Origin of the sequence: Tetzosporium hominis (genome assembly GCF_002265435.1) — a bacterium.
Classification (GTDB): domain Bacteria; phylum Bacillota; class Bacilli; order Bacillales_A; family Planococcaceae; genus Chryseomicrobium; species Chryseomicrobium hominis.
The window spans coordinates 26496-39751 of record NZ_NOKQ01000220.1 but is presented as its reverse complement, the minus strand read 5'-3'; the positions used below and the strand labels follow the sequence as shown (position 1 = coordinate 39751).

The following is a 13256-nucleotide window of genomic DNA, read 5'->3' as shown; positions in this document are numbered from 1 at the left end:
CTCTTTGCCTCATCGGGTATGGCTGATTTTGGAGTGGGTTTCTAGCCGGTGCAACTGGACACCATGAAATGTGAAGAACGCCACTCTAGAAATCTTGTAAAAACCGGGCGTGTCCTAGAGGCTCTCTTTGCCTCTATGGATGCGACCGGTTTTTGCGGGGATTTCTGGCGTTCGCAACTGGACACCATGAAATGTGAAGAACGCCACTCTAGAAATCTTGTAAAAACTGGGCGTGTCCGTAGAGGCGCTCTTTGCCTCTATGGATGCGACCGGTTTTTGCGGGGATTTCTGGCGTTCGCAACTGGACACCATGAAATGTGAAGAACGCCACTCTAGAAATCTTGTGAAAACCGGCTCGACCAGAAAACCAGAAAGGAAGATCCCTATGATTCGAAAAGCAACCTCAAAAGATGCCCCTCACCTCGCCCCTCTTATGTACGATGCCATTCACGAAATCGCGTACACCCTTACTGGAGCGACCACTCACGACGAAGTCCTTGAAAAATTAACTTACTGGGCAAGTCAGCCAGCCAACCGGTTGAGTTACGAGACCATTTGGGTAGACGAGCAAGACGGACAAATCGCCGGACTCATCATTGTCTATACAGGTCTGAAAGCAGAAGAGTTGGATGCCCCACTAAAAGAAGCTGTCCGGAAACTCAATCCGTTTGCCGACTTTGATTCCGAAACAGAAGGCAATGTCCTTTACATAGATACCGTTTCAGTTCGCAAGGAGTACGGGGGCCGAGGGATTGGAACCACTCTTCTACAGCATGCGATGCAGCTAGCGGAAGATCTTCAAGTAGAAGCCCTCACTCTCAACGTCGAGCTTTCCAATACTGCGGCTCGCCGTCTTTACGAGCGTCTCGGCTTCCAAGAACACTCCATCCGCACCCTCTCAGGGGCAAATTACTCCTACATGGTTAGAAAAGTGTAATTCACTTACTAAATAAGACATATTAACAAACTATAGCTGGAAATGGTGCTTGATGAGCAGCGTTTCCAGCTTTTAAGATTGGAAAAATGAGGCTTGCAATTTTGGTTTTTGCGAGTATCGTCGGCAGATGGGTGATTTACGGCGGCAGTTGGCACTTTTACAGCGGCAGATTGCCCCGAATCGTCGTAACTAATCCTTACCATTTGAGTATCGTCGGCAGTTGCATGATTTACGTTGGCAGATGACACTTTTACGGCGGCAGTTGCTGTTTTTTCGTCGAGACCCGGTTCGTTCATATGCGAATCGGCGCCGCGCACTCACCAATCCCCATACAAAAAAGCCCTTCACCATATGGAAAAGGGCTTTTCGGGCGGCGCAATCAATCAAGGAGCGTCACATCTACCACATCCTGAAGAGCATAGGCCGTGGTATCAAAAGGGTCTTGTACGTATAAGAGGCGGCGTGCGATGTCTACACGTTGAATCTTGCCTCCGCGCACATGAAATTCTCCGTCCTTCCAATACTTCAACTTGATTTCGGCATTTTGAGCCATGGCCAGACCGATGGACTCTTCTAGTTGACGCAAGTCCCATTCATCCAGTACAGGGCGTTTCACTTTCCCGTCATTGGAAATGTACTCTCGGATGATGGCCACATGCTCCGGCAACATCATGGCCGTCCACTTGATCTTTCCCCGATCGCGAATCCGGGAAGGGTCGGGTTTTTCCATCCTCGTCACCTCCTCCATCATTCACCATCAGTATAGAACAAATGTTCGATTTTATGCAATGTTTATTTTTTCCTGTTTCCGCTCGTCCGTGTTCGAAGGAAGCCATCTACTGTGTCGATGACCGCTATCACTAGGAAGAGGACAAACAAGGACCACACGGCCCAGTTCTTCATATTTTCCGTCTCTTCCCCTGACAGTCCAAGTAGGTCTCCAAACTGTATCAAAGCTTCGGCTGAGAACAGCTCTGGATGCGTCAAGAACAACAAAGTCCCGATGATCCAGAAGAGATTGAACACCAAATTCCAGATGGCCATAGGAATCGTCCAAAAACCTTTTACCCACTTGTAGATGCCGAATCCGACCTCTAAAGCAGCGAGTGCAACGACGGCAGGCAAGAAAAATCGAAGAGCTTCCTCATTCAACAGAGGCATCGATTGATCTTCCCAGTAAAGCCGAATCAGATTGGAGGCATTCAAGTAGATCCCAATCCAAATCGCTGTCCAGATAAATCCACCGATGACCGAAGCACGAGAAATCTGTCTCTTAGGCATCGTCACTGGTTTCAATTGTGTCGGATCCCACTTCGTAAGTGGCATCGTATCACGAGAAGAGCTGTACCGTTCGATTAGAGCAAAGACCAGCCCTACCCAGAATACGGATTGGATCCCTACTTGAACCATCGCCCCAACTATTTGGATGATTCCTTGAATGATCGCCTGGCCCCATGAGGCTTCATCCGAATAGCCCACAATAACGCCTAGCGCGGCCGTAATTCCACTAACAGCGAGCGCTATGGGCAACACAATTTTAAGTATAGAGATAAACGTTGGATAGAGCGCAGGTCCGATCACATGTAGCGGGCGCTCCAAATAACGTGAAGCCAGAATTACAGGATCCCCTAACTGGCGCAAAGCTCCGAACAACTCTTCCTGAGACGGGTTATCTGAAGTCATATCTGCTATCGTCGATTCAAGTTCAAGTGCAACATCTTCTCGCATGTTCTGAGGCAAACGTTTTGTCACTTCCGCAATATACGCATCTCGGTACATCATTGGCTTGTTCCTCCTTCAAGTAAATTTTGAAGATTCACAGACAATTGCTTCCACTCACCATACAATTCATCTAGCACTAGTTGCCCTTCATCTGTCAGAACATAATACTTCCGAGGCCGACTTTCGGTAGTATCCCATGTACTACTAACTAATTGCTGTTTTTCAAGGCGTCGCAAAAGCGGATACAATGTACTTTGATCAATAGAGACGGCGGATTGTTCGAGTGCTTGCACGAGCGAATAGCCATATTGCGGTTGTTTCAGTTGGCTGAGAACAGCTAAGGTGAGCGTTCCACGACGAAGTTCCGTAAGCAGTGGACTGACTCGATCCGTCATATTTCTACCTCCTTTATTTATACTGTATATCATACACTATAGTTTGATATACATCATTTGTCAATAAATAGTCAAACAAAAAACCAGCCCGGTAATCAGGCTGGAAAGTTCATGCTATTTAATATTATTCACGGTTACGCGATTGCGTCCTTTATCTTTTGATTGATACAGGGCTGCATCGGCTCGAGCAATTAATTCTTTCTCACTTTCATAGAGGCCTGGCACCATTGTGCTTACTCCTAAGCTAACGGTTAGTTTGCAAAGAGGATGATAGCCTGTATGAGCCACATTCAAGTCGAGAATCTCTTGGCGAATCGTCTCAGCAAGTTCACGTGCCTCCGAGGCTGTTTCTACAGGTAGGATTACAGCAAACTCTTCGCCACCATACCTTGCAGGTGTTGCAGGGTCCTTCACGACTCGACGTAATACTTGTGCCACTTTTCGGAGGCAAGCATCTCCTTCCAAGTGACCGTACGTGTCGTTGTAAAGTTTAAAAGCATCAATATCAATCAGAATCAGTGACAAGGGTTTATTTAGCTGCCGTGCATCGCGCCATGCTTCTTCTAAGCGTTCATCAAAAGAGCGTCGATTTGGAATTCCCGTGAGTGCATCATGAAGAGATTTATAAACCAGCGCTTTTTGACTTTGTTCCACACGGAAACTGTGAACAAATGCTACAAAGATCAAGAAAGTTAACGCTGACACGAATAAGATCATCCAGCGAGCCGAGTTGGAAGCTTCTCTACTTTCCTCAAAGGCTCGTGCGATAATAGCATCACTGTCTTCTTGAATCTTCGAATCGACAAAACGTAAAACATTTAAATTGGACCGTTGCAAGTTTCTTAGTTCATTGGCTAACTCGATGTCACCGTCTTGAATACGTTTGATTTGATCAAAGTGAAAAGCTTCCATTTCCACAATAACAGGGACCGCTTCTTCATTAATCAACTGGTTCATTATCGGATGAGCTTGATCCAGCTCTTCAATATCTCGGAGGACATCGTGCATACGCGCATTGGCAATCTCAAATTGCTGTAAAGACAATTTGTCTTGGAGGTAGACATAATTTCGAATAGACAGTTCTTGATCTAACATCAGTGGGTAGAGCTGACTGGCTGTATTGGAGAGTGGAATATCTTGTTCTGCCACCTTTGTCGTTTGTTGTTCAATACTGACAAAGGACAGATAACTCCAAACACTCGTAAAGAGTAAAGCACACAAGGCTACAAGAAGATAAATTTGAAGTCTGGATAGCTTCCCTCTCATACGAATCTCTCCATTCAGAAATTAGTCCTTCTACTTTACATCGTACTGTAAGACGACAAAAGACGACAGTCGTCTAACTTCCTTTCTTTTGCAAAGTCCTTATTAGAACTAACTTCATTACATGAAAAAAGAGAAAAGTCGTCCTAAAGAAGTGAAATTAACTGAAAAGTTAGAAAAATAAAGAGTTGCTAGAGCATTTTATCTAAATGAAGAATTTTGTCATATTAAATTTAAAAATAATTGGTTATTAAGTCCCAGCTACCCTGTATAAACTTGATCATATGCATATCGGAAATGTCGATCCTTAGGTCGCGCCAATAAGAAGAATAAAGTTAAAGGTCCGATTCGCCCAATAAACATACCGATACATATAAGCAATTTACCCGCATCAGAAAGGCCAGCGGTAACTCCCATAGAAAGGCCAACCGTGCCAAATGCAGAAACCACTTCAAATAACAACGGGTCGAAATCCAATTTCTCGGAGATGGTGACAAAGAAAAACAACAGACCTATCGTAAACATACTGATTACGGTAATAGCAAAAGACCGCATGACCACTTCTTTTTTTATAGTTCGTCCGAAGATAAAAGGTTCTTCATCGTTTCGGAAGAACGCAAGAGTCGCTAGAAATAGCACGATAAACGTAGTCAGTTTAATACCAGAAGCTGTTGAAGCCGTTCCTCCTCCGATAAACATGAGAAGCAAGGTCAGCATCAAAGAAGAATCTGTGATCTGGGAATAATCTAGTGTGTTAAAACCTGCAGTACGTGGTGTTACCGCTGCAAAATAGGCATTAGCCCATTGGTCAACAGCAGATAATGACGCAAGTGTCTGCGGATTGCGGAACTCTAATAAGAAGAACAGAATCATCGCGACACCATTTAAAATCAACGTACCATAAATCATCAACTTGGTATGCAAGCTCCAGTCACGGAACCGCTTCTTCTGAAACACTTCAAGTACGACAATAAAGCCGATTCCCCCAATGATAAACAAGCTACTAATCAACAGTAAGGTAAATGGGTCTTGTTGAAAGCCAATTAAATTATCTGGGAACAAGGAGAAGCCCGCATTGTTGAAAGCGGAGATCACGTGAAACGCGGCTAAATAGCTCGCTTCCCCTAAAGAAAAACGTTGACTCCAATGAAAGGTTAACAGCACAAATGCAATAGCCTGCACTGTAAAAACAAAGATTAGAATACTTCTAGTCAACCGCACCATACCACCAACAGCTGGTTGATTATACGAATCTCTGATAAACAAACGCTGCTTCAACGAAATTTTCTTTTTCAAGATGACTAAGATAGCCACTGAGAACGTCATCAACCCAATGCCGCCAAACTGCATGAGGAACATTAAGACAATCTCCCCAAAGAGGGTGAACGTAGAAGCCGTATCTGCCACTCCCAAACCTGTTACTGTAGTCGCAGAAGTCGCAAAAAACAAGGCATCTATAAATCTTAAGTCCCCCACATGTGCAATTGGTAAGCTCAATAAAATAGTCCCAATAAAAATAGTGAGTAAAAAACTAAGAGCAATGACTGCTGCCGGTGAATAGTCGGTTACTCGAAAATAGCGCCAGATCTGATTCATAGTTTCGCCTTCTTTTTAATAAGTTAAGAACCTTGAGTATCAAACTTTTCGATATCTTCATTGTTTCCAATAATGATGATCAAGTCGCCAGCCTGCACTTGCTCCTCGTCCGAGAAACTAAGAATCGTTCGATTTCCTCGCTGCAACGCTACAAAATTCACATTATAATTCCTCTGAAGATCAAGGTCTGCTAATCGTTTTCCGATTAATCGCTCTGTCACTTTAATTTCAGCAATACTATACGTATCGGACAACTCGATGAAGTCAATAATTTTAGAAGAATGCAGATTGTGCGTGATTCGTTTGGCCATATCCCGTTCTGGGTGTATGACGCGGTCTGCCCCGATTTTCTCTAAAATTTTCCCGTGGTTCTCGTCATGTGCTTTTGCCCACACTTTGGGAATCCCGAGCTCTTTCAATACCATCGTCGTTAAAACACTAGCCTGAATGTTTTCTCCAAACGATACGAAGGCGTGGTCAATGTTGCGAACTCCTAGTGCGCGAAGTGCTTTTTCATCATACCCACTAGCGACTACAGCGTGAGTAGCAAATTGTGTGTAATAATCGACGCGTTCTGGATCCAGGTCGACTGCTAAAATTTCTTGATTCATTTGGGACAGCTCTTTGACAAGGCTTCCTCCAAATCGGCCGAGCCCGAATACTGCAAACGTTTGATCCATGTTGTTTCGTCCTTCCTCTGCGCATGCGCATTGAATAGAGATACAGTACTCCTCCGGCATCTAGTTGTCAACACAAAAAAGCATCCCTCCTAGAAAGGAAAGATGCTCGTTTAGGCATAGTTCTGTAATGGGTTTACTTTTGCTTTCACACGGCTGAAGACTTCTACACGTTTGTCTTCACCCGAAATGGTGTACCGCTCAAATAAAGTTTTATTCTCATCATACATTTCTGCCATGACCCAATGACTTTTCATGGAATTATAAACAGACTCTACCCGGGCTCCCTTTGTACCGACAAAGTACGTTCCACTAGGTACTTCACATAGAGTAAAATCTCGGTGGACAAGAAAACGCCTCGGCACATCGTAACCAATGACCCAATCAAAATGACCTTCTGTATGTTGTTTAGAAGAACGGATGGCGATGATCTCTTCTGTTCCCTGCAACGTCAAATAGCGTTGCAACGAGACCAATCGTTTCATTACCGTCTTATTTAATTTAATATTCTGTTGTTGGTCGGAAGGAATCGATACTGCTATTCCCACCATATAGCTGCGTTCGCGCTTTACTAAACGGGCTTGCATCGTATCACTCCTTCGACACCATCTTTCGACAATGTTCTCTACAAGTGTACCATAGGAAAGTCGTTTTTTTTCAGTAAAGTGACTGCTTCGTCATTCTTCAGTAAACGTACGAATTGGCAAATCCCAGTTATAGCGCTGAGATACAAGACGAAGTAACAGGATGATTCCAAACAAGGCATAATGTTGAACATCTGTTGTGATCCAATCCATTCCGATGATAAAGCCTGCCATGATAGCCCAGAGCAAATAGACTTCTCTGGTGAAGACGCTTGGCCGTTTCTGAGCGAGTACGTCTCGAATAATTCCCCCACCCGCTCCGGTGATGGAAGCCGAAAACATGACCGCAAGCAAAGGCATGTCCATAGATTGCGCATACATGGCCCCTTGAACGGCAAATGCAGACAATCCGATAGCATCAAACACGGACCATTCCTTTAGATGAAAAATAAAACTTTTCGGCAACAAGATGAATAACGTCATCGCGATGAGTGCAATGACAAACAACGTCGTCTGCTGCCAGACTTCCACAATCGGCAATCCGATCATCAGGTTGCGGACTGCTCCTCCCCCAAAAGCCGTAATCAAACCTAATATATAAATTCCCATAATGTCATATTTGACTTCCATGGCGACAAGGGCTCCACTGATACAAAACGCTAGTGTGCCGATTACATTCAATACATCCCAAACCACGGGGCATAACTCCTCTATGTGTCACTTGTGAAAAGGTCAGACCTTAAAATTCACTTTTGCTATCATATCACACTGTTGATATTCCGAAAATAAGGAAGTTTCCAGTGCCCTACTTGCCCGTTTATTTTTTCTATGAAATACTGAAGAGAGTTGAAGAAAGAAGGGTTTTTGGTGCACACAGAAAGACGGTATCTACCTATACGATTGTTTCGATTCTTTGGAATTGCAGATGGCATTTCTCTCTTAGTCTTGCTTGGAATTGCTGTACCTTTAAAATATCTCGCTGATTTACCTGTGGCCGTGACCTATGCAGGATCTATCCACGGCGCCATCTTCATTGGATATGTAGTCAGCATCGTCATCGTTCAGTTAACAGTGGGTTGGAAGCTGTATTGGAGCTTGTTAGCTATAGGAGCAGCTTTCATCCCGTTTGCGAACTTTGTTTTAGATCGTGCTGTTAAAAAGCGCGAGTCTGAGTTTCAGACCAGGGCCTTTCCGATAGTCTGGCTTGTCTATGCCATCATTTTCTTTTCATTTATGGACTTATTTGCACAGCTACCTATCATCAGCACCTTTGCCACCAGTTTAGGAGCTACGACGTTCATCGCAGGGATCGCGGTGGGGATGTACTCCCTATCCAACACCGGTGGAAACTTACTGGCGGGTTTGTTGACTGACCGCTTCGGTCCTTACCGACTGCTAGTGATTGGTTTGGCGGGAACAGCCGCAATGCTCTTTCTGTATTCGGCTGTCGAGTCACCTGAAGCTCTCCTAGTAGTTCGTTTCTTCCATGGCTTCATCGGTGGCTTTATCGTTCCCGCCGCCTTCACTTTTGTAGCGAATCAAAGTAAAGAGAACTCAGCAGGGAGTGAGAATGCACTCACGGGTGCTTTTGTGGGAGCTGCTGCTATTATCGGCCCCGCATTCAGTGGCATCTTGGCTGCGCAGACTTCAGCGCCTTTTGTATTACGAATCGTCGGTCTATTCGGAGTGCTTTTACTGATTGGTGCCTTTCTTTTACTAAGAGGGCAGCTGTTTAAGCGAACGACAGAACGACCTGAAGCGCTGACTAGAAATCCCGCATTACTGATTTCGTTTATGGGCGCTTTTTTGATGATGTTCTCTCAAGGTGCGCTCGCTTATTTATTGCCACTTCGTGTGGAAGAGCTAGGCTTTAGTTCACGTGTAAGTGGGACGCTCCTTAGCGTATTCGGTTTAACCGCGGTGCTAGTCTTCGTCTCTCCTATTCGTCGTTTATTTGATCGGTGGTCGCCACTTCTCAACTTCCAAATTGGTGTTTTGGTGATTGCTCTTGCTCAGTTCAGTCTAGGAATCAGCGATTCGATTGTAGTGTTTTATATCATTCTGTTTTTCTATGGAATTGGATTTGCTTTTACGTTTCCGAGTATCAACGTTTTTCTTTATAGAGGGACGACCAAGCAAAATAGAGGAAAAGCCTACGGGTACTTTTATGCGTTCTTCTCACTCGGTGTCGTGTTAGGATCTTCAGGACTAGCCTTTATTCATCCAGATGTATCTGTTTTATTCATGGTGACATGTTTTGTACTGATTGCAGGCGCTTTCGCCAGCTTTCTATGCGGCAAAAAAGGGGTTTCTCTAAAATAGAGAAAGCCCTTTTCATTTTGACTCTTGTTGAATAGGATATTGCATGATAAAATAGAACAAATGTTCTTATTAGGAGTGATGTGCATGTTGTATTCAAATGAACGCCACCACCATCCCGCTTTAAAACCCATCGCCCAAGAACTGCATCAGCTCGCAAATCTATTTGAAGGCTACGCCTACGAAGAAGCGCACTTTACATCTTCTGAATTCCATCAACTACTTAGTGAAAAGACGAGAGAACTTTCTACATTGATTCGCTATGGAACCGACCCTGTCCTCTATGCGGGTGAAGTGATACGTCGCTCGGATGGGCTCCTCTATATCGAAGATACGACATTTTGCTTACAAGCCGGTCAATCTGTCGAATATTGGTCTGCTCCTGAAGAACGCCACGTTCCATCTCGTCTGGCCTATTCAAACCGCTTGTTTCTAGTGGATCGTCCTCAATTAAAACTCGAGGGACTGCACATGCTTATCAGGGGGTGACCCCTTTTCCTTCATAATTCCAGCGGTAATGACCTGCAATCTGTTGTCGAGTGGACGTCAATTTGGTTTCCACTGCAAAAGGTGGTGTATTGTGAATCATGTAGGGTGTTCCATCTTTAGCTCTTCTATCAGAGATGATTCCTGCGTGATCCGTACCTTCAAGGAAAATAACGATATCGCCTGGCTGCCACTCCGCTAGATTGTCAGGGTCACCTGGTCTCAATTCGGTCGTTAGCGATTCTGCATGTCTTTCTAAAAAAGCGAATTGATTCGGAACACGTCGAAAATCAATATTGGGATCTGGTTTTCCAGCGGTTCTAGGATAGGCGTCCACATTTGCTGCAATATCTGTATCCATTGCGGTCTTCAAATCAATGTCCGCTCCCATTAGACCACGCCAAATTACGTCCGTGCAGACCCCTTCATCTTCAGGTGGGTAGCCACCTGCATAATAAGCGCTCTGATAGGTCGTGCGATTCTCTACCTCTTCCCTAGCAGCTGCTACGATATCTAACTGGTCGGTAATGCCATTGCCGTTAGTATCTACAAACTCCGTCTTGTCTTCTACTTCTACTCGTTCCGTCCACGGAACTTCCCAGGACACCCCAATCATCTGCAGAAGAAGCCCTTCTCTAAAAAACAAAACAAACCCCATTACGACTAGTGTCATCACTCCAACAAGAATACGTTTCTTCATCGGTTCACCTCTTAAGTATTAGAACGCGTGACAGGCCTCAAGGATAGCAAAAACCGCCTAGAAACAAAGTTCCAGGCGGCCGGTCTTAACGGAGTGTATTTTGTTGTTTTAACAGATCCCGAATCTCAATCAACAACTCTTCTTTCGAATCGATTGTCGGGCCTTCTTCTGGCTTGATGTCTTCTTTTCGTTTCAACTTGCCTAGCAGACGGATAAATAAGAAGATGACAAACGCAATGATCAAGAAATCAATAATCGATTGAATGAAAGCACCATATTTCACATTTGCTTCTCCTACAGTCACAGCTAGGCCTGAGAAATCGACTCCACCCATCACAAGACCAATCAATGGTGTGATGATGTTTTCTACTAAAGATGCAACAATTTTTCCAAAAGCCGCTCCAATAACAACTGCAATTGCGAGTTCCAGTACATTCCCTTTAAACGCAAAAGCTTTAAAGTCTTGCCACATATAACGCCCTCCCTTTATATCGTTTCTTTTAATTATACGTTAAGGTATCCATTTTTAATAGGGTCGAGAAATAAAAAGAGCGCAACCCGTTGAACTGGATGCACTCCCCGGAAAACTTCCTATTTAACAGGCTTCCGCCATCTTCTTTTCTAACAATGTAACAAGCTTTTTACGTTGCCATGCTTCATAGCGCGCTTTTTTCAACTTGTCCCGGTTGATACAGCCAATCATTTTCTGAAGCTGCTCATCGGACTCGATCAACGCTCGGTAGCTCTCGTCATTCCAATACATCTGGAACCAAATCTTTTGACGTAAAGCTTGGATATTTTTTTGAACGTCTTTATCTGTAACACCTTTAATTATAGAAAGCGTGACTACAGAAAGGACACTGGCAACATGGATTAGAGTTACCATTTCATTCACCTCAATTAGAATTATACTAGATTGTACGTCTCTATCGCAAAAAGGTTTCACTTCCCGTCAAAGTGCCCTATGAATTTACGCTCAATTAAAAAATATGCTATCATGGGAGTATTGAACTTAGAGAGGAGGAACGACATTGGGAAGGATTTACTCCGTATTGGTGAAGTGGAGAAATTAAATAACTTCTATAGCTATACACTTCATATGAATACAGCAGCGTCTCTTCTACTTGTCGGGCCTCAAACGAATCGAACTACTAAATAGTTTTAGCAAGAGAAGAACAATTTTATGAAATTACAATTTTTTTGGAGGTGTCACCCATTTCGGGGACTCATTGGACAGTATATTGATACTTAATTTAGGGTTAGTTGCTTTACTTATTGCATTAACTGCATTTTTCGTCGGTTCAGAATTTGCTGTGGTCAAAGTTCGGATGTCTCGACTTGATCAACTGATTGCAGAAGGGAATCAAACAGCGGTTCTAGCTAAGCGGATTACAAACAATCTTGACTACTACTTATCAGCTTGTCAGTTAGGAATAACAGTTACCGCCTTAGGTTTAGGTTGGCTAGGAGAGCCAACTGTAGAGAAGCTACTTCATCCTCTATTTGAAAGTTTGGGTCTAGGTGAACCCCTAATTTCCGTACTATCTTTCGGAATCGCTTTCGCTTCCGTGACTTTTTTACACGTTGTCATTGGAGAACTTGCACCAAAAACACTCGCGATTCAATTCGCCGAGCGTATGACTTTATTATTTGCCCAACCGCTTTACTTATTCGGGAAAATCATGTTCCCGTTCATTTGGACATTAAACGGTTCTGCTCGGATTTTATTACGTATCTTTGGAATCAAACCAGCTCCGGAAGAAGCTGCGCACTCGCAAGAAGAATTAAAAATCATCATGACTCACAGCTACCAAAGCGGGGAAATCAATCAAACCGAGCTAGCGTTCATGCAAAATGTCTTTTCATTTGATAACCGCGTCGCAAAAGATTTGATGATTCCTCGTACTAAAGTGGAGACTGTATCCTTAGAGTCGACTCGACAGGAGCTCATTGAGTTTTTCGGTGAACATCAGTTTACTCGTTATCCGGTTACAGAAAACCATGATAAAGACCATATTGTTGGCTACATCAACGTCAAAGAGATGCTGACTGCCCTCGCCACGAAAAAAGAAGGCAAGATCCAAAATTTCTTAAAAGAAATCCCAATTATCGTGGAAACGACGCCACTGGTCGAGATCTTCAACTTAATGAAGACAAAACAGTCTCACATTGCTTTAGTTGTAGACGAATTTGGTGGGACTGCCGGTATCGTGACATTGGAAGATTTACTTGAAGAAATCGTCGGGGAAATTCGTGATGAATTTGACGAAGATGAAATCGACGACATTCAAGAAGTTGGGGAAAACCACTATATCGTTCAAGGACGTGTCTTGCTAGCTGAGTTGAATGAGCGTTTCCAATTACACTTCGATGATTCTGAAAACATCGATACACTCGCTGGATGGATGCAGGCGCAAAAGCTAGATTTAGAGCCTGGTGATATTGTGACTCGAGAGGACTTCACTCTGGAAGTGCTCGAAGCCGAGCAACATCACGTAGAATCTGTGAAACTTGAGATCCATCCGATGAGCGATTTGATAACGGAAGACTTGTAATAGATACCAATTTAATGGAGGT

Annotated in this window: 16 protein-coding genes; 5 read left to right on the top strand and 11 right to left on the bottom strand. The window is 43.8% G+C overall.

Features of this window, described 5'->3' with window-relative positions:
- Positions 1-385 precede the first annotated feature (385 nt).
- Positions 386-937, top strand: a complete 552-nt coding sequence (locus tag CF394_RS09830) for a GNAT family N-acetyltransferase (protein ID WP_243370783.1) — start codon at positions 386-388, stop codon at positions 935-937.
- 379 nt (positions 938-1316) lie between these two features.
- Here the strand turns inward: CF394_RS09830 and CF394_RS09820 are convergent, their stop codons facing one another.
- The 8 genes from CF394_RS09820 to CF394_RS09785 all read right to left on the bottom strand — a co-directional run bounded on the left by CF394_RS09820 (position 1317) and on the right by CF394_RS09785 (position 7870).
- Positions 1317-1667: a YolD-like family protein gene (locus CF394_RS09820; protein ID WP_165767529.1), complete on the bottom strand. Its 351-nt coding sequence runs from the start codon at positions 1665-1667 to the stop codon at positions 1317-1319.
- 62 nt (positions 1668-1729) lie between these two features.
- On the bottom strand, positions 1730-2719 hold the full coding sequence (locus CF394_RS09815) for an HAAS signaling domain-containing protein (protein ID WP_094943334.1): 990 nt from the start codon (positions 2717-2719) through the stop codon (positions 1730-1732).
- Positions 2716-3054, bottom strand: a complete 339-nt coding sequence (locus CF394_RS09810) for a PadR family transcriptional regulator (protein ID WP_094943332.1) — start codon at positions 3052-3054, stop codon at positions 2716-2718. The genes CF394_RS09815 and CF394_RS09810 overlap by 4 nt, the downstream gene beginning before the upstream one ends.
- A 114-nt stretch (positions 3055-3168) precedes the next feature.
- Positions 3169-4320 (bottom strand): GGDEF domain-containing protein, encoded by a 1152-nt coding sequence (locus CF394_RS09805; RefSeq protein WP_094943331.1) that lies wholly within the window; start codon positions 4318-4320, stop codon positions 3169-3171.
- Positions 4321-4578: 258 nt separating this feature from the next.
- Positions 4579-5913 carry a TrkH family potassium uptake protein gene (locus CF394_RS09800; RefSeq protein ID WP_094943329.1) on the bottom strand — a complete coding sequence of 445 codons (1335 nt, stop codon included), beginning with the start codon at positions 5911-5913 and terminating at the stop codon, positions 4579-4581.
- Between the two features lie 23 nt (positions 5914-5936).
- Positions 5937-6593 carry a potassium channel family protein gene (locus tag CF394_RS09795; RefSeq protein ID WP_094943328.1) on the bottom strand — a complete coding sequence of 219 codons (657 nt, stop codon included), beginning with the start codon at positions 6591-6593 and terminating at the stop codon, positions 5937-5939.
- Between the two features lie 110 nt (positions 6594-6703).
- Positions 6704-7177: an effector binding domain-containing protein gene (locus CF394_RS09790; protein ID WP_094943326.1), complete on the bottom strand. Its 474-nt coding sequence runs from the start codon at positions 7175-7177 to the stop codon at positions 6704-6706.
- 90 nt (positions 7178-7267) lie between these two features.
- Positions 7268-7870, bottom strand: coding sequence for a trimeric intracellular cation channel family protein (locus CF394_RS09785; protein WP_094943325.1), 603 nt, complete (start codon positions 7868-7870; stop codon positions 7268-7270).
- A 171-nt stretch (positions 7871-8041) separates the two neighbouring features.
- Between CF394_RS09785 and CF394_RS09780 the strand changes: the two genes are divergently transcribed.
- Both CF394_RS09780 and CF394_RS09775 read left to right on the top strand, forming a co-directional pair.
- Positions 8042-9496 carry an MFS transporter gene (locus CF394_RS09780; RefSeq protein WP_207761706.1) on the top strand — a complete coding sequence of 485 codons (1455 nt, stop codon included), beginning with the start codon at positions 8042-8044 and terminating at the stop codon, positions 9494-9496.
- A gap of 84 nt (positions 9497-9580) precedes the next feature.
- Positions 9581-9982: a hypothetical protein gene (locus tag CF394_RS09775; protein ID WP_094943322.1), complete on the top strand. Its 402-nt coding sequence runs from the start codon at positions 9581-9583 to the stop codon at positions 9980-9982.
- Here CF394_RS09775 and CF394_RS09770 read toward each other — a convergent pair.
- From CF394_RS09770 to CF394_RS09760, 3 genes are all read right to left on the bottom strand, one after another.
- Positions 9972-10679 carry a DUF1287 domain-containing protein gene (locus tag CF394_RS09770; RefSeq protein ID WP_094943320.1) on the bottom strand — a complete coding sequence of 236 codons (708 nt, stop codon included), beginning with the start codon at positions 10677-10679 and terminating at the stop codon, positions 9972-9974. The genes CF394_RS09775 and CF394_RS09770 overlap by 11 nt on opposite strands.
- An 85-nt stretch (positions 10680-10764) precedes the next feature.
- Positions 10765-11151: a large conductance mechanosensitive channel protein MscL gene (gene mscL / locus CF394_RS09765; protein ID WP_094943319.1), complete on the bottom strand. Its 387-nt coding sequence runs from the start codon at positions 11149-11151 to the stop codon at positions 10765-10767.
- 123 nt (positions 11152-11274) lie between these two features.
- Positions 11275-11565 (bottom strand): hypothetical protein, encoded by a 291-nt coding sequence (locus tag CF394_RS09760; RefSeq protein ID WP_094943317.1) that lies wholly within the window; start codon positions 11563-11565, stop codon positions 11275-11277.
- 78 nt (positions 11566-11643) lie between these two features.
- Between CF394_RS09760 and CF394_RS15635 the strand changes: the two genes are divergently transcribed.
- On the top strand, positions 11644-11838 hold the full coding sequence (locus CF394_RS15635; protein ID WP_133079822.1) for a hypothetical protein: 195 nt from the start codon (positions 11644-11646) through the stop codon (positions 11836-11838).
- A gap of 82 nt (positions 11839-11920) precedes the next feature.
- Entirely contained in the window at positions 11921-13234 is a 1314-nt protein-coding gene (locus CF394_RS09755; RefSeq protein ID WP_439332868.1) for a hemolysin family protein, read from the top strand.
- Positions 13235-13256 lie beyond the last annotated feature (22 nt).

Excerpts from the sequence above, each read along its gene's own strand:
- CF394_RS09830 (WP_243370783.1), top strand. The coding sequence starts at position 386 with ATGATTCGAAAAGCAACCTCAAAAGATGCCCCTCACCTCGCCCCTCTT.
- CF394_RS09820 (WP_165767529.1), bottom strand. The coding sequence starts at position 1,667 with ATGGAAAAACCCGACCCTTCCCGGATTCGCGATCGGGGAAAGATCAAG.
- CF394_RS09815 (WP_094943334.1), bottom strand. The coding sequence starts at position 2,719 with ATGATGTACCGAGATGCGTATATTGCGGAAGTGACAAAACGTTTGCCT.
- CF394_RS09810 (WP_094943332.1), bottom strand. The coding sequence starts at position 3,054 with ATGACGGATCGAGTCAGTCCACTGCTTACGGAACTTCGTCGTGGAACG.
- CF394_RS09805 (WP_094943331.1), bottom strand. The coding sequence starts at position 4,320 with ATGAGAGGGAAGCTATCCAGACTTCAAATTTATCTTCTTGTAGCCTTG.
- CF394_RS09800 (WP_094943329.1), bottom strand. The coding sequence starts at position 5,913 with ATGAATCAGATCTGGCGCTATTTTCGAGTAACCGACTATTCACCGGCA.
- CF394_RS09795 (WP_094943328.1), bottom strand. The coding sequence starts at position 6,593 with ATGGATCAAACGTTTGCAGTATTCGGGCTCGGCCGATTTGGAGGAAGC.
- CF394_RS09790 (WP_094943326.1), bottom strand. The coding sequence starts at position 7,177 with ATGCAAGCCCGTTTAGTAAAGCGCGAACGCAGCTATATGGTGGGAATA.
- CF394_RS09775 (WP_094943322.1), top strand. The coding sequence starts at position 9,581 with ATGTTGTATTCAAATGAACGCCACCACCATCCCGCTTTAAAACCCATC.
- CF394_RS09770 (WP_094943320.1), bottom strand. The coding sequence starts at position 10,679 with ATGAAGAAACGTATTCTTGTTGGAGTGATGACACTAGTCGTAATGGGG.
- mscL (WP_094943319.1), bottom strand. The coding sequence starts at position 11,151 with ATGTGGCAAGACTTTAAAGCTTTTGCGTTTAAAGGGAATGTACTGGAA.
- CF394_RS09760 (WP_094943317.1), bottom strand. The coding sequence starts at position 11,565 with ATGGTAACTCTAATCCATGTTGCCAGTGTCCTTTCTGTAGTCACGCTT.
- CF394_RS15635 (WP_133079822.1), top strand. The coding sequence starts at position 11,644 with ATGAATTTACGCTCAATTAAAAAATATGCTATCATGGGAGTATTGAAC.